General features: G+C 55.4%; 15 protein-coding genes. 8 read left to right on the forward strand and 7 right to left on the reverse strand.

Translation table 11 applies throughout. The features are described from left to right. Positions 1 to 61 precede the first annotated feature (61 nt). From WMO45_RS02105 to dinB, 4 genes are read left to right on the forward strand one after another with little or no spacing between them, the layout of a single operon-like run. Entirely contained in the window at positions 62 to 631 is a 570-nt protein-coding gene (locus WMO45_RS02105; RefSeq protein WP_349139000.1) for a TetR/AcrR family transcriptional regulator, read from the forward strand. 5 nt (positions 632 to 636) lie between these two features. Further along, the gene (locus tag WMO45_RS02110) at positions 637 to 3081 is read left to right on the forward strand and encodes an efflux RND transporter permease subunit (RefSeq protein WP_349139001.1); all 2445 of its coding nucleotides are present in this window, start codon (positions 637 to 639) and stop codon (positions 3079 to 3081) included. Continuing rightward, positions 3074 to 6244 (forward strand): peptidase, encoded by a 3171-nt coding sequence (locus tag WMO45_RS02115; RefSeq protein WP_349139002.1) that lies wholly within the window; start codon positions 3074 to 3076, stop codon positions 6242 to 6244. Before WMO45_RS02110 ends, WMO45_RS02115 begins: the two co-directional genes overlap by 8 nt. 47 nt (positions 6245 to 6291) lie before the next feature. Continuing rightward, on the forward strand, positions 6292 to 7530 hold the full coding sequence (dinB, locus tag WMO45_RS02120) for a DNA polymerase IV (protein ID WP_349139003.1): 1239 nt from the start codon (positions 6292 to 6294) through the stop codon (positions 7528 to 7530). Positions 7531 to 7580: 50 nt separating this feature from the next. Here the strand turns inward: dinB and WMO45_RS02125 are convergent, their stop codons facing one another. After that, positions 7581 to 8285 (reverse strand): DUF6320 domain-containing protein, encoded by a 705-nt coding sequence (locus tag WMO45_RS02125; protein WP_349139004.1) that lies wholly within the window; start codon positions 8283 to 8285, stop codon positions 7581 to 7583. Positions 8286 to 8303: 18 nt separating this feature from the next. Then, entirely contained in the window at positions 8304 to 9440 is a 1137-nt protein-coding gene (locus WMO45_RS02130; protein WP_349139005.1) for a hypothetical protein, read from the reverse strand. 301 nt (positions 9441 to 9741) lie between these two features. On the opposite strand from WMO45_RS02130, the gene WMO45_RS02135 reads away from it, so the two are divergent. Further along, a complete protein-coding gene (locus WMO45_RS02135; protein ID WP_349139006.1) occupies positions 9742 to 10704 on the forward strand; it encodes an alpha/beta hydrolase in 963 nt (320 codons plus the stop codon). A gap of 37 nt (positions 10705 to 10741) precedes the next feature. On the opposite strand, the gene brnQ is transcribed toward WMO45_RS02135, so the two are convergent. After that, on the reverse strand, positions 10742 to 12049 hold the full coding sequence (gene brnQ, locus WMO45_RS02140; RefSeq protein ID WP_349139007.1) for a branched-chain amino acid transport system II carrier protein: 1308 nt from the start codon (positions 12047 to 12049) through the stop codon (positions 10742 to 10744). Positions 12050 to 12121: 72 nt separating this feature from the next. Beyond that, entirely contained in the window at positions 12122 to 12292 is a 171-nt protein-coding gene (gene fdxA, locus WMO45_RS02145; protein WP_349139008.1) for a 4Fe-4S ferredoxin, read from the reverse strand. A gap of 326 nt (positions 12293 to 12618) precedes the next feature. Between fdxA and WMO45_RS02150 the strand changes: the two genes are divergently transcribed. The 3 genes from WMO45_RS02150 (at position 12619) to malQ (ending at position 17197) form a co-directional block, all read left to right on the forward strand. Beyond that, positions 12619 to 15114: an ATP-dependent Clp protease ATP-binding subunit gene (locus WMO45_RS02150; RefSeq protein ID WP_349139009.1), complete on the forward strand. Its 2496-nt coding sequence runs from the start codon at positions 12619 to 12621 to the stop codon at positions 15112 to 15114. After that, positions 15111 to 15629, forward strand: a complete 519-nt coding sequence (locus tag WMO45_RS02155; protein WP_349139010.1) for a DUF4358 domain-containing protein — start codon at positions 15111 to 15113, stop codon at positions 15627 to 15629. Before WMO45_RS02150 ends, WMO45_RS02155 begins: the two co-directional genes overlap by 4 nt. A gap of 86 nt (positions 15630 to 15715) precedes the next feature. Continuing rightward, entirely contained in the window at positions 15716 to 17197 is a 1482-nt protein-coding gene (gene malQ / locus WMO45_RS02160) for a 4-alpha-glucanotransferase (RefSeq protein ID WP_349139011.1), read from the forward strand. Positions 17198 to 17281: 84 nt separating this feature from the next. On the opposite strand, the gene guaB is transcribed toward malQ, so the two are convergent. The 3 genes from guaB to WMO45_RS02175 form a co-directional block, all read right to left on the reverse strand. Beyond that, positions 17282 to 18757: an IMP dehydrogenase gene (gene guaB / locus WMO45_RS02165; RefSeq protein WP_349139012.1), complete on the reverse strand. Its 1476-nt coding sequence runs from the start codon at positions 18755 to 18757 to the stop codon at positions 17282 to 17284. 63 nt (positions 18758 to 18820) lie between these two features. After that, entirely contained in the window at positions 18821 to 19561 is a 741-nt protein-coding gene (locus tag WMO45_RS02170; RefSeq protein WP_349139013.1) for an acyl-[acyl-carrier-protein] thioesterase, read from the reverse strand. After that, positions 19558 to 20181, reverse strand: a complete 624-nt coding sequence (locus WMO45_RS02175; RefSeq protein WP_349139014.1) for a hypothetical protein — start codon at positions 20179 to 20181, stop codon at positions 19558 to 19560. Before WMO45_RS02175 ends, WMO45_RS02170 begins: the two co-directional genes overlap by 4 nt. Between the last annotated feature and the right edge of the window lie 23 nt (positions 20182 to 20204).

Raw genomic sequence — 20204 nt, forward strand, 5'->3', positions numbered from 1 at the left:
GACATATGTAGAAAATCATGCTATTGTGTTCACCATGCAAACGAAAAGGAGCGGACGATTTATGAAACAGCATGATTCCTCATACGAGGACCTGCGGCAGCGCCGTACTCGCAAGCATCTGACCGAGGCGTTGTTTACCCTACTGGAGGAGCGTCCATTCAGCCGAATCTCAGTGGTGGACATCTGCCAGCGAGCCATGGTACACCGTACTACCTTTTACGCCCACTTTGATGACAAGCAGGCCCTGCTGCGCTATGCCATCGGGGAGTTGGAGCGGTCCTTCGAGCCTGTGGATCCTTCGCTTGACCCCCGTACCGGGCCCAAAGAATACTTTATGGCTCTGTTCCACAATGCTTTTGAATTTTTAAAGGCTCATAAAGCTATGCTGTTGGCGGGTGAACATGATACACAATTCGATGTTTTGTATGAGATCATTACAGAGGCTTTGCGTACCAAATTGACCGGAACCATTGATCTGGATCCAGAAATCACAGCACGCTTCTATGCAGGTGGACTGCTCTCCCTGCTGCGCTGGTGGGTTACCAACGGTACAATGATCTCCGATGAAGTATTGATACAGCATGTGGAGCGTTTTATTCCTCAGTCGCCCTCTTCCCTTCAGAAAGGTTGAATATTATGACCCAGAATTCAAATTCTGAAACCGCAATAACAAAACTGGCTCGCTTTATCGTCGACAAGCGGAAAGCATTTTATCTGGTATTTTTGGCAGCTGTACTTTTTTGCGGCAACTCCATTGATAAAGTGGAGATCAACAACGATATTACCTCTTATCTCCCAGCTAACACCGAGACCCGGCGTGGCCTGACCCTGATGGAAGAAGAGTTTACTACTCTGGCCTCTGCCCAGGTAATGCTCTCCAATGTAACCTATGACCAAGCTCAGAGCATTGGGGATGATCTGGCCGCACTGGACGGTGTATCCTCCGTTGCCTTTGATCAGAGCGAAGAGCATTACAAGGACTCTTCTGCTCTTTTTTCGGTTTCTTTCTCCGGAGAGGAGGGCAGTACAGAGGCAAAATCTGCCCTTCAGGCCGTCCGGGATCTGGTCGCGCCCTACGACAGTTATGTCTTCCCCAGCGGTGACCAGTATGATTCGGACAGCTTGATGAAGGAAATGAGTGTCATTCTGGCCATTGCTGCGGCAGTGATTGTGGCCGTTCTTCTCTTCACTTCCAAGAGCTATTTGGAAGTAGTGGTCTTTCTTATCGTTTTTGTGGTCTCTGCTGTTTTAAATATGGGGACCAACTTTCTTCTTGGATCCGTTTCCTTTATTACCAATGCCATCGCGGTGGTTCTCCAGCTGGCTCTGGCCATCGACTACGCTATCATTTTCTGCCATCGGTACATGGAAGAACGTGAAAACGGCCTGGATGCTCGGGAGGCAGATATCACGGCGCTGAGTAAGGCCATTGTGGAGATTTCCTCTTCCTCCCTGACGACTATTTCTGGTCTGGTGGCACTAATGCTGATGCAGTTCCGCATCGGCTTTGATATGGGTATCGTTCTCTCGAAGGGCATCGTATGTTCCATGCTGTCGGTCTTCCTACTGATGCCTGGGCTGCTGATGCTCTTCAACCGGGGAATCGAGCGTACCCGACATCGCAACTTGGTTCCCTCCATCGCCGGGTGGGGGCGGCTTGTGATGAAGCTGCGCTTTGTCCTGCCCGTGGTATTCCTCTTTTGTATCATAGGAGGCATTTATTGTTCCAATCGATGCGACTATGTATTTTCGACCAATTCCACTAACTCCGGTAACCGCCCGGAAACCCGCATCGCCATGGATAAGATCAACGAAACCTTTGGGTACACCAACACCATTGCCGTACTGGTCCCGCGCGGCAATTATGACAGCGAAGGTGCCATTCTTCGCCAGGTGAAGGCCCTGGACCACGTAACATCGGCCACCGGCCTGGCCAACATTGAGGTAGAAGATGGCCGTTACCTCACGGATAAAATGACGCCCCGGCAGTTTTCCGAGTTGGCCGGGGTAGACATTGAGTTGGCCCGACTCCTCTATCAGGCATATGGGCTGAGCGTTGAGGAGTACGGTGCTATTTTCCAAAATCCGGATGACTACTCCGTACCCCTGGTGGATATTTTCCAGTTTCTCCTGGAACAGAAGGACAAGGGCGTGGTCAATCTTACGGGCGAGCAGGAGTCTCAAGTAGAACAGCTGCAGCAAGCGCTGGATGACGGACTCAGCCAATTGCAGGGTGAGCACTGGACCCGCCTGGTTTTTACTGCCGATCTGCCTGAGGAGGGGGACGAAATCTGCGCGCTTCTGGATCAGATCCGCTCCATTGCCAGTGAATACTACGGAAATGACGTGGTACTGGTGGGCAATTCCACCAACGCCCGGGATCTGGCCGACTCTTTTACGGGAGATAATTTGAAAATCAGCGTACTCACCGTGCTCTTTGTAGTAATCATTTTGCTGTTTACCTTTAAATCGGCGGGTCTACCCATCTTGCTGGTACTCACTATCCAAGGCTCCATCTGGATCAACTTCTCCTTCCCCTTCCTGACGGATACCAATCTGTTTTTCATGAGCTATCTGATTGTCAGCGCCATTCAGATGGGCGCTACCATTGACTATGCCATTGTGATTACCAACCGATACTTACAGCTGAAAACTACTCTGGACCGGAAGTCTGCCGCTATTGAGGCCCTCAACCAGAGCTTCCCCACGATCCTTACCTCCGGTTCCATCATGACGGTAGCTGGGTTCCTCATCGGCAAGCTCTCCACGGACACCATTATTTCCTCCATCGGCGCTACCCTGGGCCGGGGCACGCTTACCTCCATCATCCTGGTTATGACGGTCCTGCCCCAGCTGCTGGTTCTGGGTGACACCCTCATCGAACGTACAGCCATTACCCTCAACCGGGACCGGAAGCAGCGTTTCCAGAATGGAACCATGCGTTTGGATGGCCACGTGCGCGGCCATGTGTCTGGCTTTATTGATGGAGAATTCAAAGGTATCCTCCATGGCAGCGTTGATGCCCTTATTGAGAGCAGGCGGCAGAATGACGACGAAACGGAGGAGAATAACCATGAATGATTTCCGTAGACGAAGCGCCACACTGCTGCTAGCCCTGGCGCTTGGCCTTGGACTTCTGCCCACTGCCCAGGCGGAGGACAGCGTCATCACCATCCGGGATGCCAGAGATTTGATCGAACTGGCGAGAGACTGCACCTCGGATACCTGGTCCAAAGGCCGTACCGTGGTACTGGCTGAAGATATCAGCCTAGCTGGTACAGACTTCAGCACTATCCCGGTGTTCCGCGGGACCTTTGACGGCGCCGGGCACACGATCACCGGCTTCACCTGGCTGGACAAGGGCTCCAAAACCGGCCTATTCCGCACCCTGGCCGAAGGGGCACTCGTAAAAAACCTGACACTGGACGGTGTTGTGGCACCCGGCGGTTCTCAGGACCAGGTGGGTATTCTGGCCGGCGAGAATTACGGTACCATCGAAGCGGTTACGATCACCGGTGATGTAACCGGTGACGAGGATGTGGGTGCGGTCGTTGGATTTAACGGCAGTACCGGTGTGCTTCGCAGCTGCGTCAACAAAGCAGAGGTCACCGGTAACACCCACAGCGGCGGCATCGCCGGGCACAACGAGGGACTCATCGACCACTGTACCAACCAGGGTGAAATCAATACCGGCGGCAACGATGCCGCCACCGACACCGGTGGCATCACTGGGCTTAACAGTGGCACCATCCAGTCCTGCGTTAATACCTCTACGGTGGGATACTCTCACACCGGCTATAATACCGGCGGCATTGCCGGGCGACAGGACGGGACCATCCTCTCTTCCACTAACCGCGGAGCCATTCTGGGCCGCAAGGATGTGGGCGGGATCGTAGGGCAGTTTGAGCCCTATACTGTCCTCAGCTACGGGGAGAGTCCCATAGATCAACTGGATGAGGCGCTGGGCGGTCTCTCGGCTCTCATGAGTCAGTTTGCCGGACAGGTACATACTGTAACTGGCAACGCCATCGGAGATACCTCTGCAATCCAAAGTTCTCTCTCCGCCATCCAGGATACAGCCGATGGATTGGCCTCAGATCTGAGTGCCGACACCGCTGCCGCTGCAGATCCGGTTTATGAAAGCGTGCAAGCCATCAACAGCGCTATGGGAACACTGCTGGATGAGGTGGATGCCTTTGCCCAGTCTGCCAACAGCGATCTGGAAGAAATCAACGTTCAGATTACCGCCTTGCGAAAAGGTCTCTCCTCTCTGAGCGGGGCACTGGATTCCGGCCTTTCCGATACGGCAGAAAATGTATCCTTCACCCTGGACTTGCTGGAATATGAGCGCAACGGTTTGGTCTCCGAAATACAGGGTACTGCCCAGGATGTCCATAACATAGAAGCATTCGGAAAGCAGGCACTTCAATCTCTCGGTCAGGGCGACCTGAGCGGCGTACTGGAAGCTTATGAGCGCTATGGTATCGGCTCCATCGATCTGCAGGGCCGTATCAACCGGATCAATACCCATCTGAAAAATCTACCGTCCGAAGTACATAGTCTTGCCGATCGTCTGAGTGAACTCTGGTCGGATACCAGCTCATCCATATCTGACGCCAAAGGCGACATGCAGCAGGCCTCCGCTGCACTGGAGACCACCATTTCCGCCCTTAATACTCACGCCAAAGCGTTCAGCGATGGCAGTGTAGAGCAGCTGCGGGTGGTCAATACCCAGATGAATCGCATAGAAGACACGCTGAATCAGTACCGTACCACTCTGCAGGAAAAAGGACAACAGAGGCTGGATGAACTTGATCAGCACCTGGATGCGATTGGCGATCAGGTTACCCAAATGACGCAGGGCGCCACACAGGCCAATCAGCAGCTCTACGATACGACCACCGCCATTATCCAACAGCTGGATGCGGTACGCCAAGCCATCAGCGGGCTGACCAAAACCCCAGAAAAGACCGTTGAAGAGAACACCTCGGAACAGGCAGCACAGAGTGGCCCTGGTCGGGTGTGTGACTGCCGGAACGAGGGTGAAATTCAGGCAGATGCCAATGCGGGCGGTATCGCCGGCATCGTGTCTCCTGAACTGTCTATGGATCCGGAAGAGGATCTGAACCTGGATTTGGATGAAGAACATCTATTGGTGGACACCACCACCCTGCTGAAAGCCATTGTATACCACTGTGACAACCGGGGCGATGTCTCAGCCAAGAACGAGTGTGCCGGCGGCATTCTGGGCCGGGCTGAGGTAGGAGCCACCCTCTCCTGTACCAGCATGGGTTCGGTATCTGCAGACGGCGGAAATTATGTGGGTGGCATCGCCGGACTCTCCCGCGCTCTCATCCGCAGCTGTGCCGCTCAGGCCGATTTGTCAGGCGACAGCAGTTTGGGTGGAATCGTAGGCGAAGGGCATGACATCCAGAATTGTGCCGCCATGACTCGCCTGTACGGCAACGGAGAGCGTCAAGGGGCCGTTGCCGGTTGGGCTGACGGTACCGTGTCCGATAACTACTATCTCCGGGAAGATGCGGTAGGTGTGGACGGAATCGATTATGAAGGTCAGACCACCCCTCTCTCCTTCTCCGAGTTCTCCAAACTGGAGACTGTCCCACAGGATTTTCTCTCTTTTTCTGTGACGTTTCAGGCCGGAGACCAGGTAGTGGCATGTATCGACGTACCTTATGGCGGTCGGCTGGCCTCTGCCGACTTTCCAGAGGTGCCCAGTGACGGCGGACGGTATGGAGAATGGGCTCCCTTCGACCGCGACTACATTACTCGCAGTTTGACAGTAGAAGCAGTCTATGAGGACTGGGTAACCACCATTTCCTCCGGCGGGACACGTCCCCTGCTGTTGGCCGAGGGAGATTTCTCCCCCAACGCGCTTCTGACCGTCCAAATGCGGGATGACCGGCCTGTTTCCGGAGCGGTCGCCGCCTATGACTATACCATCACCGACGGAACCATCACCCCGGATACGGTTACTTTACGCGTGTTGGCTGACGATGCAGACGGTGTTGCACTGTATCAGGACGGCAATCTCCTTCCCGTCGAGGCCCAGCGGGATGGCAGTTATTTGGTCTTTGAGGCCCCTGGAGACGGAACCGTGGTCCTGACCGCTTCTACCACTACTCCTATCCTGCTGTGGAGCATCGCAGCAGCTGCCGCTGGAGTGGTCGTACTTCTTCTGCTTTACCGCCGACGTGCTTCCAAAAAAGATAGAACATCAGTTTGACTTTTGCCCCGGTGCTTCTTATAATAGAGAGCAAGGGGGGCAAAAATATGGACCGTGTCATTTTACACTGTGACCTGAACAGTTTTTACGCCTCGGTAGAGCTGCTGGATCACCCGGAACTTCAGAGTCAGCCGGTGGCTGTCTGCGGTGATCCAGCCTCTCGGCACGGTATCATATTGGCCAAAAACGAAGCTGCAAAATCCTTCCGTGTCCAAACCGCTGAGACCATATGGCAGGCCCGCCGAAAATGTCCAAACCTGGTTCTTCTCCCTGCTCATCATTGGAAATACAGGGATTACTCCCGCAGGGTAAACGCCATATACGAGCGCTATACCGACCTGGTAGAGCCCTTTTCCATCGATGAAAGCTGGCTGGATGTGACTGGAACTCTCCACCTCTTTGGTGGCGACTCCAAAGCTCTGGCTGACGAGATCCGGCGTGTACTGCGAGAGGAACTGCACCTCACCGTGTCAGTCGGCGTATCCTTCAACAAAGTATTTGCCAAAATGGGCAGCGACTACAAAAAGCCGGACGCCACCACCGTCATTACCCGGGATAATTTTCAGCAGCTGCTCTGGCCCCTCCCTGTTACGGATCTGCTGTTTGTCGGTCGGGCTGCAGCAGCGGTACTGGAAGGGTATGGAATTTGCACCATTGGGGACTTGGCCCGGTCGGACCGGGAGGTTTTGGGCAGTATTCTAGGAAAGCAGGGCTATACCCTGCATGACTACGCCACCGGAGCAGAACACGCCCCGGTCATTCCCGCCCGAGACCAACCCGGGCCAAAATCCGTTGGCAACGGACTCACCTTCCCGCACAATCTCACTGGATGGGCTCAGCTACGCACCGCTACATCTGAATTGGCCGACGAGGTGGCTGCACGTCTGAGGGAACATCATCTCAAATGTACTACGCTGCAAATCACGGTTCGGGATCCGGCGTTTCGGGATATCTGTCGTCAAAAACGATTGGACGCACCAACTTATGTGTCCCGTGACCTGACGGAAGCGGCCATGGAATTGCTCTATACTTGCTGGGAGCCCACTGCGCCAGTACGAGCATTGACCGTCACTGCACAAAACCTGGTGGATGAGGCAAGTGCCGGTGAGCAAGTCAGTCTGTTCGCCGTAGATGCCATCCCCCGCCGTGATAAACTGGAACAGCTGGAAAAAACCATGGATGGTATCCGCTGCCGCTTTGGTCGTGGAGCCATTTCCATCGCATCCTCTCTCCACCGGGACACCCCTGCCGCTCGTGAAGAGGATCGACTGCCGCCAGTAGACTAGGTGAAAAAAGAGACGTTCTGCACACTGCAGAACGTCTCTTTTTTATGTGATTATAGATGAAAGCGCCTGCGCACTTCTTCGCGAAGAGAAGGAACACGGCGAATGACAATCAGTGGAATGACCAGCCCCAAGCAAACCGTGAGCACCACCAGTGACCAGGAAGGATCCCACATATGATAGAGCCAGCGATCTACAAAAAACTCTACCCCAAGCAGGAACACTCCTATACTGCCTAACAAAATCGTCAATGTACTGAGCAAGGAACGCCGGTATACCCGCAAAACCAGGCCCAGCAGCAACAACACGGCTCCTCCCCATAAAATAATGGGGGCTGCCAACCCCAAAAACCAGGTGCGGCCATTTAGATTTAAAGCAATGAGGTAGACATATAAAGCAACTGCCAGGATATCCACCAGCAACCGCAGAAGCAGGTGCATCCCACGGGCCAGCAATGGCGGCACCAGCCAGAGCCACAGCATTGCTGCCGCGCCAATGACATACAATGACCATCCTTCATTGGGACGCAGAAACACATTGAGGATACCGCAGCATACCGCTACAGAGGCCAGCATGGACGTAATCAGCAGAGCCAGCTCCTGCTTGGCAACCGGCGGCACTTCCCCTCGCTGGGTCGGAAAATACTTGGGGCCAACGGTATCCACCGGCTGTGCCGGATCAAGTACCGGCGTATGGCACAGCGGGCAGAAGGATGCAGTAGCATCCAGCTCTACACCGCAATGGACGCAATAGGACATACGGGCTCCTCCTTCGGGTTATTGGGTACGATTGCTTTCCACTTTGACAGAGATTCCATCCCGTACGAGAAAACGGAAAAATTCCCGCTCGGTGTCACTCTCCTGCATGGTACCTGCAAAGGTAATCTCCATCACATCCCCATAGCTGATCGAGGCACAGTGTGGGCGAGGCATGGTAGCCTGGCCCAGGATGACCTCCATATGCCGGATGTGGGGTTCCATCTCCTTAGGTACATGAAACGGTCCCGGGTTGGTGTAGGTACCGGAATAGGGCCGTACTCCAGCCAGATGATACCCGAGGGACATCACCGGATTTTTCAATACAATCGGCACAATCTGCAACAGACGGTTCGTAGTGAATTTTACATTTCCGGTAAGTGCAGCCTGCATCTGCTGACGATTGATGTTCAGACGCAGAAAATGGTGTACCTGGGACACGATCTCCTCAAATGTATACTCTCCCAGTGCGGGGTCTATAGCCGGTCGGACCGTAAGGATAAAATTACGCAGGGTTTCTGACGGAAACCATGGCCTCAGGTTAATGGGAATAGCCAATGCGACCGGACGCTCTTTCCGAGGCCGTTCCCGGTGCTGCTTGTCCAGCAGGACCTGAAGCAAGACTGCCGTCAGATACTCGGTGATGGATACCTCATAACTCTTTGCCTTTGCTTTTAGCGCTGCAACAGAACAAAATCCCATGGTCACATTTAACGTGTAAAACGGTTCGGCCGTACCATTGTTCTGATAGGCTTTCTTTCCCCGTTTCTCGCGACGTGGTTTTACCGTTGCGTAACGACCATAGGCATCCTCACGTTCTTCTTTTGTGGGAGGCTCATCCACATCCCGGATGCCGTGGGTGTTTGGAATGGTATATCCTCGTTCACGCAAATAGACTGCCAGCAAAGTTTTAAAAAAGATCAGCGCCCCCGCACCATCGCTGACCGCATGGAACACCTCTAGTGAAATCCGGTTTCCATAATAGTAAAACCGAACCAACCATCCATCATCTTCCCGAAAACGCACCGGTTGGCATGGATTGGAAATATCCTGCTTTACAAAGGGGCCAGGTGCATCGTTAGGTTCAAAATAGTACCAGAAGGCGCCTTTTTTTATACGCACACCAAAGGATGGAAAACGGGGCATCGTCCGGTCCACTGCCCGCTGAAGTGTATCACGGTCCACCGGCTCCTCCAACACTGCCGAAAACCGGTAAATTGCGGAGTATTTTTCTTTCTGAAGGGCCGAATACAGTACCCCCGCATTGTCAAGCGGGTACCACTCCGGTTTTCCGCCTCCACGCTGTTTTGCCATATGCTCTCCGCCCCCGGTCTGCAGGATTTATAATCATGATACCACGATATCCACCTTGCCACAAGGGGAACGGCGGCGCATCTTGCCGCTTTCCTTTTTTCATACTCTGTGGTATAATGGCCCCACGATGCAAGGAGGAACCGCTATGGAAGAAGAACGCATCCGTATGAAGCTGACCCGCCGCACGCCGCAGCAGCGCCAGGCCGCAGAGCAGCAGCGGCTGGACCCGTTCATGCGGGCACTGCGCGCGGTTCACACCGCAGCTACCCCTGAGACCATGAATGTAGAAGACCTGGAGAAACAGCGCCGGGGACAGGAGTTGCTGGGCCGTCTGATTGCTCCTATGGCCGGAATGAGTTGGGAGCCCTTTGAACTGGATGGGATGAATTGCGCTTGGGTACGTCCCAACCGCGGCCACGACCGGCGCAGAGCCATTTTGTATTGCCATGGAGGGGGCTATACCAGCGGTAACTTGGGCTACTCCCGTATCCTGGCCTCCAAGCTGGCCAATGTTACCGGCTGGCAGGTGCTTTCTTTTGAATATCGTCTAGCACCTGAACACCCCTACCCCGCTGCTGTCGAGGATGCCATGAAGGCGTGGGACTATCTGATGTACCAGGGGTATGGCGCTCGGGATGTAGTGGTTGCGGGCGACTCCGCCGGCGGCAATCTGACCCTGGTACTCACCCACCTGCTCAAAGAAGCCGGTCGGCGGTTACCTAGGGCTCTGATTCTTCTTTCTCCCTGGACGGATATGACTGCCAGTGGAAAATCTTACCGTGAAAGGGCGGCTATTGATCCCGTACTCACGCTTAATTATATTTATGCTGTGCGGGATGCTTATGCCCGGGGCTTAGACTGGGCCGATCCCCACCTTTCTCCCCTGCTTGGTGATTTGAAAGGATTTCCTCCTACTCTGATCCAGGCTGGTACAAACGAACTGCTTCTCTCCGATTCCGTCCGCCTTCGGGACCGCTTGGTTCAAGCTGCCGTCCCCTGCCGGCTGGAAGTATGGACCGACCTGTGGCATGTATTTCAAATGTTTCCTATGAAAAAAGCGGGCGAAGCTATGGAAAGCATAGGTCGTTTTTTGCTGGAGACTTTATAAAAAACCGCCGCACCGAATCGATCGGCGCGGCGGTTTTTTATGTTTTCTTTTTGGAAAGGAGCAGGCCAAGCAAAATTCCAATCGCTGCCGGAATTACCCATCCCAGGCCCACAGAAGCCAGAGGCATATAATTCAGCACGCTCAGTGGCAACCCAAGACCCTTCAATGCGTAAAGGATGCTGAATACCCCTGTCAGCAGGACCGCCACTGGATAAACCAGCCGTTTCCCTTCCAGCCAGCGCTGGAAAAACGACAAGGCGATGAGCACGATAGCCACCGGATAGATCGCCCCAAGTACCGGCGCAGAGACTGCGATGATCTGGGTCAGTCCGGCATTGGAAATAATCATGCTTACTACTGCAAAGAGTACCGCCCATCCCCGATAACTCAGTTTAGGGCAAATACTGTAAAAATATTCTCCGCAGGAACTGATCAGCCCCACACATACATTGAAGCAGGCGATCAGAAAAATCCCCGCCAGCAGGATATTCCCGATCCGTCCAAAGAGCAGCCCCACTATGTTGGTCAGTGCTTCCGCACCATCAGCCGGTCCAGGGATGGCTCCGCCAGACAGTGCCCCGATATGGGCCAGCATACAATAGATCGCCAGGAGCATGATCCCTGCGATTCCTCCGGCCCGCACGGTTCCCTTTACAATGGCGCTAGGCGTCTCTATACCGCGGGCACGGATATTGACTGCAATTACAATCCCGAACGCCAGAGCAGCAATGGTATCCATGGTCTGATAGCCTTCCAGGAATCCTTTGACCACCGGATGGGTAATATAGTCCCCGGTAGGATTTCCATATCCCTCCAATGGATTGAGCAGACACCCCACAAATGTGATCACAATAAGCGCTACCAGAATAGGGCACAAAATTTTTCCCAGGCGGTCGGTGAGCTTCTCAGGGCGCAGTGCAATCCAAAGCGCCGCAGCAAAAAAAAGCAAAGAATAGATCAGTTGGTACAGTCCAATAGGAGCTCCCTCCCCCACAAACGGGGGAACTGCCATTTCAAAGGATGTGGTCGCCGTTCTGGGAATGGCCAGACAGGGGCCAATGGCCAAGTAGGCTACAATGGTAAACACACGGGCGAACAGCGGATGGACCCGCCGCCCCAATACATCCAATCCTCCGGCCCGCGCCACTGCCACTACCCCAAGCACGGGAAGCCCTACCGCACTGATGGCCAGTCCTGCCATCGCCGGCCAGGTCATAGTACCGGCCTGGGCCGCCACATTGGGCGGAAAGATCAGATTGCCCGCACCAAAAAACATAGAGAACAGGGTAAAGCCTACCAGCAAGAGGTCCCCGCCGCTCAGTTGTCTCTCTTTCACCGACCGCATTCCTCCTTTAGTTTAAAAACAGCGGCATACCAAATGGCATGCCGCTGTTTCTTTTCGTGCTTACGTACTCAATCAGCCCTGGGAGATGGCACCGGTGGGGCAGGTATCGGCGCAGGAACCGCAGTCAATGCAGGAACCGGCATCGATGACATAGCGATCGTCGCCCTGGGAGATAGCGCCCACGGGGCAAGCGCCCTCGCAGGAACCGCAGCTCACGCAAGCGTCGCTGATAACATAGGCCATTGGATACACCTCCAAACTCTAAGACTAAAAGTATTGTATCATAACTTTTCAAAAATGCAATGCTAAAATGCCTCTGCAGTGGGTATATTTTTTTACAGCGGGAAAAACTAGAAGCAATCCATTGACAGGAGGCAAAATACCTATGGATAGACCCTCACAATTCCATATGGAGACCGCCGGAAGCCTGACTCCGGAGCTGGAGGGCGCACCGCACAGCGGTGTACACCGGAATCGAACCAAAGAAAAGGGGCGTGAAGAAACCCATGAAGCCCGTCAAACGACGTTGGAAACCGATTTTTCCCATCCGCGGCAGACGAGGTGAGGCTGTGAATGAAACGCGCTTTACCCAGCGGGCCCAGACTGCGCTGCGCCTGGCCCAGGAGTGTTCCGCTGAACTGGGTCATGGCTATGTGGGCAGTGAGCATCTTTTGTTGGGACTGATCCGGGAAGGGCGTGGCGTGGCTGCCAAAGTCCTGTCAGCTGCCGGCCTGGAACCCGAGACACTTAAAGCTGCTGTCGCCCGCATGGTGGGAGTAGGTGCTCCGGGCAGCCCTCCCTCCCAAGGGCTGACGCCCAGGTGCAAAAAGATCATTGAGCTCTCCCTTACCGAAGCAGCTCGCCTGGGCCACCATTACGTGGGCACGGAACACCTGTTGCTTGGCATTCTGCGGGAAGGAGACGGCGTTGCGGTACGAGTTCTCTCTGCTGCCGGGGTGGAACCACGTCGCCTCCATGCTGATGTAACCGCCGCTATGGGCGGTGAGGCCGCGCCCTCTCCCTATCGGAACACGGGACGCGCAAGGGAACGGGAATATGGAGGCGAGACCAAGCTGTTGGACCAATTTTCCCGTGATCTGACCAAGCTGGCAGCCAGCGGAATGCTGGACCCGGTCATCGGGCGCGATCAGGAGATCACCCGAGTCATCCAAATTCTGTCCCGCCGGCAGAAAAACAATCCGGCCCTGATCGGCGAACCAGGCGTGGGCAAGACCGCCGTAGCCGAAGGATTGGCCCGGCGCATGGTGGCCGGTGACGTCCCCGAAGATCTGCAGAGCAAACGTCTGGTTTCTCTGGACCTTTCTTCCATGGTGGCCGGCACCAAATATCGAGGAGAATTTGAGGAACGGGTCAAAAACATTCTGGCTGAGGTCCGGCGGGCCGGCAGTATTATTTTGTTCATTGATGAGCTACACACGATTGTAGGCGCAGGTTCTGCGGAAGGCGCTATCGACGCAGCCAACATCATCAAGCCGGCTCTGGGGCGCGGGGAGTTACAGGTTATCGGCGCCACTACCACCGAAGAATACCGCCGGTATATCGAAAAAGATGCTGCACTGGAGCGCCGCTTTCAACCTGTTCTGGTCCCCGAGCCTGACCGTGCAACTGCCGTAGCAATCCTGCATGGTCTGCGTGATCGGTACGAGGCGCACCATCGCCTCCAGATCACTGACGAGGCCATCGACGCTGCCGTTGCTCTCTCTGTGCGCTACATCGGTGACCGCCGTCTGCCCGACAAGGCCATTGACCTCATCGATGAGGCGGCCTCCCGGGTGCGCATGGAGCGGCTATCGACTCCGCCCGACCTGCGGGAACTGGAAGAAAAAGTGGCCTGTACCCGTCGGGAGAAAGAGGAGGCGATCCGGGGACAAGACTTTGAAAAGGCTGCCATGCTGCGGGATGCGGAACAGGATTTCCGCAGAGAACTGGAGGAAGAAAAAGCGCTCTGGCGCTCCGGACAGAACACCGGCTCGGTCACTGCAGAGGATGTGGCCGCCGTGGTATCTGGCTGGACAGGGATCCCAGTCACCACCCTCACCACAGCTGAAAGCGATCGATTGCTCCGTCTGGAACAGGAACTCCACCAGAGAGTCGTGGGACAGCAGGAGGCCGTCCGCGCCGTGGCCAGGGCAGTCCGCCGGGGCCGGGTTGGACTTAAGGAACCCGGGCGTCCCACCGGCTGCTTTCTTTTCCTTGGTCCTACAGGCGTAGGTAAAACCGAACTGTGTAAGGCCCTGGCTCAGGCATTGTTCGGCAGTGAGGAAGCCATGCTGCGCTTTGATATGTCCGAGTATATGGAAAAGCACACCGTCTCCCGCCTTATTGGTTCACCGCCCGGTTATGTGGGGCATGAGGAAGGTGGGCAGCTCACGGAACGTATCCGGCGAAAACCTTACTCGGTAGTCCTTTTTGACGAGATTGAAAAAGCGCATCCGGATATCTGGGGCATCCTCCTCCAGCTTATGGAGGACGGAGTGGTCACCGACGCCCAGGGCCGCCGGGCTGATTTTAAAAATACCATCGTGGTTATGACCTCTAATGTAGGCGCTGCCCGGATCACCGCCAAAGGGACCCGCCTGGGCTTTTCCGCCGCACAGCGCTCAGAGCACGGGACCCGCTCGCTGGAAGAGCTGCGCGGAGCCGTGCTGGAGGATCTGAAAAAAGTCTTTCGCCCGGAATTTCTCAACCGGTTGGATGAGACCATTGTATTCACCCAACTGGACCGTTCGGAGATCCGAGACATTGCCCAGCGGATGCTGGAGCAGGTAGCCCAGCGAATGCTGGCACTCGGCATTACACTGCGCTTCACCGACGGTGCACTGGACGCCCTCGCCAACGAGGGATTTGACCCAGATTACGGCGCACGACCCCTCCGCCGCACCATCCGCACCCAGGTGGAGGACCCTGCCGCCGAACAACTGCTCAACGGCACGCTGCGGGCAGGAGATACCGCTCTGGTAGATGTCTGCGAAGGGCGGCTTCGCCTGTACGCCCCGCTCCAGGAAACCGTAACACAGGATGATGCAAAGGAGGACCTAATGTGAATCACCTCAAACTGTTGCCTCTACTGCTGGTTTTGAGCTTTGCGACCAGCTGTACCAGCACTCAACAGGCACAGGAAACCGCCATGAGCAATGAAGCACGCGCACAGCTCTACCAAAGTGCCATTGAAGAAGCACGTGACCAAGAATTGAATGAATCTATGTCGGTCTTAACTTCCTCTGAAGATGAAACGGCTGAACTTCTCTTTTCCATGCTTGGTGTGTCCGGAGAAGACATGCAGGCCTTCGCGCTTTCCGTCTCTCCTATGAACGTCAAGGCATATGGTATCGCGGCCATTTATCCCGCCGCGGGAAAGGAGCAGACCGTGCTGGATGGGCTGAATGGCTTTATTGATCAACAAAGGCAGAATTTTGAACTTTATCTGGCCGATCAGTATGACATTGCCAATCAAGCCAGACTGGAGACTTTGAACGATGGTACCATTCTGATGGTCATGTGTCCCGATCAGGATACTGTGTTTGACGCCATCCGAGCAAAGATCGAAACCGGAGCGTAACTTCCTTTCATCCGGGGGTTGCAGCCTACCTGACACAGGCTTATAATGAAATGGACGCAAATCCTGTTCACATTGGAGGCCTGTTTATGCAAGCACGTGCAAGCGGTATCCTGCTCCCTGTTTTCTCTCTGCCAGGTCCGTACGGTATTGGCACATTAGGTGCGCCCGCCCGGCGCTGGATTGACTTTTTGTCTGACAGCGGACAGAGATTTTGGCAGATCCTGCCCCTGGTCCCGCCGGGTGGTGGCGATTCTCCTTATATGTCCGCCTCTTCCTTTGCTGGTAATCCCCTATTTCTCGATTTGGATGAACTGGCCGGAGAAGGCTTGCTGACCCAGGAAGAAGTGGCCTCCGCTCGCCGGGAAGACCCAGACCGGGTGGACTATGCCTGGCTCCATCAGACCCGCCTGCCCCTGCTGCGTACAGCTTGGGAGCGAGCCCGTGCTTCCTGCACCGAAGAACTGGATACCTTTGTGAGGAATGAAGCGGACTGGCTGCCTGACTATACCCTGTTTCTGGCTCTGCGGGAACGCTTCGGCGGCAAAGAGCTGAAGGATTGGCCTGATGAGATTCGTCTGCGTCAGCCACAGGCCATGGCCCGCTGTCGGGCTGAGCTGAAAGAGGAATGCGCTTTCTACGCCTTTTTGCAGATGCGCTTTTTCCATCAGTGGACTGCTGTCAAGCAATACGCCAATTCCAAAGGGATCTCCATCATTGGAGATTTACCCATCTACGTCTCCCCTGACAGCGCGGAAGTGTGGAGCAGTCCTCAGCTCTTCCAACTCAAGGAGGATATGACACCCTCCGGCGTAGCGGGAGTCCCACCGGATGCGTTCTCTGAGACAGGGCAACACTGGGGCAATCCGTTGTATGACTGGTCGTATCATAAAAAAACCGGCTTTGCCTGGTGGAAACGCCGCGGTGCCCACATGGCCCGGCTGTATGATGTGGTACGCATCGATCACTTCCGCGCCTTTCATACCTATTGGTCCATCCCCAATGGCGCCAAAGATGCCAGAGAAGGCCATTGGGAGAAAGGACCAGGTATGGAACTGGTGGAAGTGCTGCGCTCCGTACCCGGGCTGGCTCTCATTGCTGAGGACTTGGGCGACTTGGATCAGGATGCGCTCCATTTCATCGCCGGAAGTGGATTGCCCGGGATGAAAGTGCTGGTCTATGCCTTTGACCCCGTTGGCGAAAGTTCCTATCTGCCGCATAACTGTCCCCGGGATGCGGTGATGTACACCGGCACCCATGATACACCCACTTTTGTACAGTGGCTCTTTTCCCTGGCCAGCCCCGCTGAGCGAGAATATGCGCTGAACTATCTGCGCCTGCGGGAAGACGAAGGCTTTGGCTGGGGTGCCGTGTGCGGAGCCTGGATGTCCCCCTGCCGTCTTGCCATTGCCCCCATGCCTGACCTTCTGGGACTGGGGGCAGACGCCAGGATCAACGCCCCTGGTACCACCGGTCCGCAAAATTGGAGCTGGCGGGTGCGGGAGGCCGCCCTCAATCCATCGGTCTCCAGCCATCTGCGCCAAATTACCCGCACCTATCGCCGGTGCTAAGGATCCGCTTTAGAAAAACAGCCCCCCGGAGATTCTCTCCGGGGGGCTGTTTTTCGCGTTGTAAAACGGTCAGATCCAAAGCAATTACTGGGGACCCAAGGTATAGTTGGGCGCTTCCTTGGTGATATAGATGTCGTGGGGATGCGACTCTCTCAGGCCGGCTGCGGTAATCTGCATGAACTGGGCCTTGGTGTGCAGTTCCTCGATATTGTGGCAGCCAGTATAGCCCATACCAGCACGCAGGCCACCCATCAGCTGGTAAATGGTCTCACCGGTCAGTCCCTTGTAGGGTACACGGCCTTCCACGCCTTCGGGGACCAGCTTCTTATTGTTCTCCTGGAAATACCGGTCCTTGGAGCCCTTGGCCATAGCGCCCAGAGAGCCCATGCCGCGGTATACCTTGAACTGGCGGCCCTGATAGACCTCGGTGTCCCCGGGGGACTCCTCACAGCCGGCCAGCAGGGAGCCCAGCATGACCACATTGGCACCGGCAGCCAGCGCCTTGGCGATGTCGCCGGAGTACTTCACGCCGCCGTCAGCAATAATAGGCACGCCATACTCGGCGGCCACGCAGGCCGCATCATAGACTGCGGTGATCTGGGGCACACCGATACCGGCCACCACGCGGGTAGTACAGATGGAACCGGGGCCGATGCCAATCTTGACACAGTCAGCGCCCGCCTCAATGAGCGCACGGGTGGCCTCAGCAGTAGCCACATTGCCGGCAATCAGCTGTACATCGGGATAGAGCGCCTTGATCCGGCGGACACAGTCCAGAATGTTGTGGGAATGGCCGTGTGCAGAGTCCAGACAGAGCACATCCGCGCCAGCCTCCACCAGAGCGGCCACCCGGTCCATTACATCGGAGGTAACGCCGATAGCGGCGCCCACCAGCAACCGGCCCTTCTCATCGCGGGCGGAATTGGGATAAACCGTGGCTTTTTCAATATCCTTAATGGTAATGAGCCCCTTCAGGCGGAACTCATCGTCCACGATAGGCAGCTTTTCAATCTTATGGCGGCGCAGGATCTCCTTGGCCTCATCCAGCGTGACGCCCTCTTTGGCGGTGACCAGATTCTCCTTGGTCATCACATTGTCTACAAGCTGGCTCATATCGGTCTCAAACTTCATATCGCGGTTGGTGATGATACCGATCAGTTTGCCGTCTTTGCAGATGGGCACACCAGAGATGCGGTATTTGGCCATCAGCGCATCCGCCTCAGCCAGCGTGTGGCCCGGCGCCAGCCAGAAGGGATTGGTGATAACACCGTTCTCACTGCGCTTGACCATATCCACCTGCTCAGCCTGAGCGCCGATGGACATATTCTTGTGGATGATACCGATACCGCCCTCACGGGCGATGGCGATCGCCATACGGTACTCGGTTACCGTATCCATGGCCGCACTCATCAGGGGGATATTCAGCGTGATTTTCTTGGTGAGCTGGGTATGCAGGTCGATGTCCGCCGGCAACACATCGCTCTCCGCAGGAATGAGCAACACATCGTCGAAGGTAAGGCCCTGTTTGGTAAACTTCTGGCGTTCGTCCGTATTGACCATAATGCATCTCCTTTTGGCAATCACCTAAAATTTTTTCTATTGTACTGGATGAAAGTTCCTCTGTCAAGCTTTGGTTGTACCCAGAATCACCGCACCGTCAAAGCGGCTCTTTCCCGCCTCGTCCGCGCCGTGGATATACTGGCTCTCTCCCTGGGTTCCGGCCGAGAGCAGGATCTGCTCTCCAGGCTGGCACTCAGCCAGATACCCCACCTGCAGAGAGGAGACAAACCGCTCCGCCCCCAAGTGCTCCATGCGCAGCGCATCGCAAATAAAATCAGCATACCGGACGTTGTTGACATGGCCGTTGACATCCATATCGCTGTAATGAAACACCCGCTTATCCACCGGTTTCATTTCATTGGGCAGGTGCAGTTTGCTCAAAAGCATTGTCTTACACAGCTCACCACCGTCGGTATCCCGGAATTCCTCTACCTTAGAGGCCCGTCCCAGCCGATGCGTCTGCCCATCAGCCAACACCCAGAGAGAAACCGCCTCCCCCACCGGCTGTCCATCCACAAACAAGTCAAAATCCCGGTATGAGGCCGCTCCACGTCCACCTCTGTGCCAGGTGCGTACACATACCTGTTCATTCCATCTCAATGGACGATCCAGCCGGTACCAGATCCGGGCCAGCATCCAGAATAAACCGTACTTATCCAGCATCTCGTCCCGGGAAACGTGCAGTGCGCAGGCTGCCTGGGTTGCCGCCTCCTGTAGGATCCCAAGTACTCCGGAGGGACGGCAATGGTACCATGGATCTACATCTCTGGAATCCACCCGGTAGGTATCCTCGTAAAACGTCATACCCCGCTTCCTCCTGTATTACCATGAATCAGCAGCCGGGTCTTACAGCAGATGTCGTCAATGTCACTGGCTGTAGCTGCCGGCAGGCGCATAGCACCGCCGCAGTCGGCACAGAAAAGATCAATGGAACTGTAATTGACCTTGAGTTTCCACCGGTGAGAACCGCAGGTGCAGGAGATACCGTCCCGCTGGGCAATCTCTTTGAGTTCGGAAAGCACTTCGTGCATCACCAGCTCATCCAGAAAAGCACCTTTTTCTCCTGCTTCTCCCTCCAGTTTGCTCAGAGCCTCTTCCAGCCGCTGGAGTGCCGCAAATACTGCGCCCTCCTCCCCTACGTAGCAGCAATCCAAACCAGATGCCGCGCAGGAAAATGCCAGTACTTTCTCATGCAGAAAGGCGTGTGAGGAGCAGCTGACACTGTGGTCCTTGCCGCAGAACAGGCAAGGCACGGTTAGCCGGACCTGATCCCCCATCATCTCCACCCGCAGGGAGGACTTGCCGCAGGGGCAGGGCAATTCATTGACCGATGCCGCCAGCTGAAAAATGCTGCGCTCCACCGCCACGCTCTGGTGGCAGACCGGGCAGATATAGGCCAGGGTTCGCTTGGCTTCTTCGACCATGATAGGCCTCCTGTCTCTTTATA

This window comes from Flavonifractor hominis, assembly GCF_040095835.1.
GTDB lineage: Bacteria > Bacillota > Clostridia > Oscillospirales > Oscillospiraceae > Flavonifractor > Flavonifractor hominis.

Bases quoted from the DNA above. Each gene is read 5' to 3' on its own strand.
- fdxA (WP_349139008.1), bottom strand. From the start codon at position 12,292: ATGGCCTATGTTATCAGCGACGCTTGCGTGAGCTGCGGTTCCTGCGAG.
- guaB (WP_349139012.1), bottom strand. From the start codon at position 18,757: ATGGTCAATACGGACGAACGCCAGAAGTTTACCAAACAGGGCCTTACC.
- WMO45_RS02115 (WP_349139002.1), top strand. From the start codon at position 3,074: ATGAATGATTTCCGTAGACGAAGCGCCACACTGCTGCTAGCCCTGGCG.
- WMO45_RS02175 (WP_349139014.1), bottom strand. From the start codon at position 20,181: ATGGTCGAAGAAGCCAAGCGAACCCTGGCCTATATCTGCCCGGTCTGC.
- WMO45_RS02110 (WP_349139001.1), top strand. From the start codon at position 637: ATGACCCAGAATTCAAATTCTGAAACCGCAATAACAAAACTGGCTCGC.
- WMO45_RS02135 (WP_349139006.1), top strand. From the start codon at position 9,742: ATGGAAGAAGAACGCATCCGTATGAAGCTGACCCGCCGCACGCCGCAG.
- WMO45_RS02125 (WP_349139004.1), bottom strand. From the start codon at position 8,285: ATGTCCTATTGCGTCCATTGCGGTGTAGAGCTGGATGCTACTGCATCC.
- WMO45_RS02105 (WP_349139000.1), top strand. From the start codon at position 62: ATGAAACAGCATGATTCCTCATACGAGGACCTGCGGCAGCGCCGTACT.
- dinB (WP_349139003.1), top strand. From the start codon at position 6,292: ATGGACCGTGTCATTTTACACTGTGACCTGAACAGTTTTTACGCCTCG.
- WMO45_RS02170 (WP_349139013.1), bottom strand. From the start codon at position 19,561: ATGACGTTTTACGAGGATACCTACCGGGTGGATTCCAGAGATGTAGAT.
- brnQ (WP_349139007.1), bottom strand. From the start codon at position 12,049: ATGCGGTCGGTGAAAGAGAGACAACTGAGCGGCGGGGACCTCTTGCTG.
- malQ (WP_349139011.1), top strand. From the start codon at position 15,716: ATGCAAGCACGTGCAAGCGGTATCCTGCTCCCTGTTTTCTCTCTGCCA.